The 2,047-nt window shown below is 32.2% G+C and carries 2 protein-coding genes; one reads left to right on the top strand and one right to left on the bottom strand.

Annotation, left to right across the window (positions count from 1 at the left end; translation table 11 throughout):
• Positions 1–176: 176 nt before the first annotated feature.
• Complete coding sequence (trhO, locus tag V7014_RS26315) at positions 177–1,130, bottom strand: oxygen-dependent tRNA uridine(34) hydroxylase TrhO (protein WP_335511951.1); 954 nt, start codon at positions 1,128–1,130, stop codon at positions 177–179.
• 358 nt (positions 1,131–1,488) lie between these two features.
• Between trhO and V7014_RS26310 the strand changes: the two genes are divergently transcribed.
• On the top strand, positions 1,489–2,034 hold the full coding sequence (locus V7014_RS26310; RefSeq protein ID WP_335511949.1) for an NADPH-dependent FMN reductase: 546 nt from the start codon (positions 1,489–1,491) through the stop codon (positions 2,032–2,034).
• Positions 2,035–2,047 lie beyond the last annotated feature (13 nt).

The raw sequence follows: 2,047 nt of genomic DNA, 5'->3' as shown, positions 1-2,047 counted from the left end.
CTTTCTTCCACTAAACTGCGCCGTTTGTGACATAAAAAAGGGTGATTCTTCTAAATGAAGAATCATCCCCGTTAATTGAATCAGAAAACCTAAAATGTCCTCGCAATCTAATTTCTGTTTAAAAAATGAATTAAATAAAAAATCGCCCTAACTGTAAAGATAGGACGTTTTTTTTATTATTGATTTATTGCACTTAATCTTGCTTTTACTTCATCTTTTGTAAGGTTATGTTCTACAACATATCGATTTCTTTCATGTGCACTACATTCTGGTGTACATCCACGTAAATATTTGTGCTCATTTTCTTCTGAACATAAAATTTGTTTATTACATTCTGGATTCGCACAGTTCACGTAACGCTCACATGGTTCATTTGTGAAATGATCGCGACCAACAATAACATGCTCTTTTTGATTGATTGGAACACTAATACGTTCATCGAATACATACATTTTCCCATCCCAATTCTCACCTCGAACAATTGGGTCTTTACCGTATGTTGCAATGCCTCCATGAAGTTGAGAAACGTCTTCATAACCTTCTCTCACTAACCATCCTGAGAACTTCTCACAACGTATACCACCTGTACAATACGTTAAAATTTTCTTATCTTCGAACATGCTTTTATTCTCGCGCATCCACTCTGGTAAATCACGGAATGTTTTAATATCAGGTCGAATAGCACCTTTAAAGTGACCTAAATCATATTCATAATCATTTCTCGCATCGATAATTACAGTATCTTCCTGCTTCATTGCTTCAAAAAATTCAACAGGGCTTAAGTATTTACCTGTTAATTCATTTGGATTGATATCATCTTCTAATTGTAATGAAACAATTTCTTCTCTAGGACGAACATGCATCTTCTTAAACGCATGGCCTTCCACTTCATCAATTTTAAAAACAATTTCACTAAATAATGGATTGCTTTTCATTGCTTTCATATACTGATCTGTTTGTTCAACAGTACCAGATACAGTACCATTAATACCTTCTAAACCAACCAATATTCTTCCCTTTAAGCCAAGTTCTTTACAAAAGCTCAAGTGCTGAGCTGCAAACTCCTCTGGATTTTCAATTGGTACATACAAATAATATAACAATACTCTATATGCTTTTGATTCTGACATTTATTTTTTACTCCTTTACTATTAACTATAATTACAATCGAAGAAATATTTCTTAACGACTTTAATTAGTCACCCAATTTTGTTAAAAAAACACACATAGAAATAATACTAAGTGTTTATTTTTAATTATGCAAGTTAAGTGATTTCTTTTTTATATTAATAAGTTTCCAAACTGACAAGAGCATAATAACAATGTATAATTCAGATGGAAACAAGTAGATATTAGACATTTCTAAAAAATTCAGCTATAAATATAAGCTTTCCCTAACTTACAAGAGTATAACTATCACTTGAAATGCATTCTAATACATGGAACAGCAATAATAATCGAATTTTTTATATTTAGGAGGAGATTTTCTTGAAACTAGTTGGAATTTCTGGAGCACTTATCGGGGCAAAACCAGCAATTACTGTTAATGAAGTACTTCAAGCAGCAAAAAAACTTGACCCAAGTCTTGAAGTCGAATTAATCGACTTAAGAAATTATGATGTAGAATTCGTAGTAGGTAAACCATTCGCTGACTACAACGAAGATACTCAAACTGTTATTAATAAAATTATGGAAGCTGATCTTTATGTAATTGGCACTCCTATTTATCAAGCATCAATTACTGGCGCTTTAAAAAATCTTTTCGACCACTTACCAACAACTGCTCTCCAATCAAAAGTTGTAGGCGTTATTACTACCGGTGGTTCAGATAAACATTTCTTAGTAGCGGATAATCAATTAAAACCAATCTTATCTTTCTTCAAGGCAAATATCGCTGCAAGCAGTGTGTTTGTTAATAGCAACTGTTTTAATAAAGACAATGAAATTGTCAATGAAGATATTGTACAACGAATCAATAACCTTGCCATGGAATTATTGTTCTTACAAACTAAACTGTTTGCAAATAATAAGTAAGAAAAGCGGAAGC

The sequence above is a fragment of the Bacillus sp. JJ722 genome, from assembly GCF_036963345.1.
In the GTDB taxonomy this organism is placed as follows: Bacteria; Bacillota; Bacilli; order Bacillales; family DSM-1321; genus Bacillus_AD.
Note: the sequence above shows the minus strand (reverse complement) of the source record. Positions and strands in the feature narration are given on the sequence as shown.

Excerpts from the sequence above, each read along its gene's own strand:
- trhO (WP_335511951.1), bottom strand. The coding sequence starts at position 1,130 with ATGTCAGAATCAAAAGCATATAGAGTATTGTTATATTATTTGTATGTA.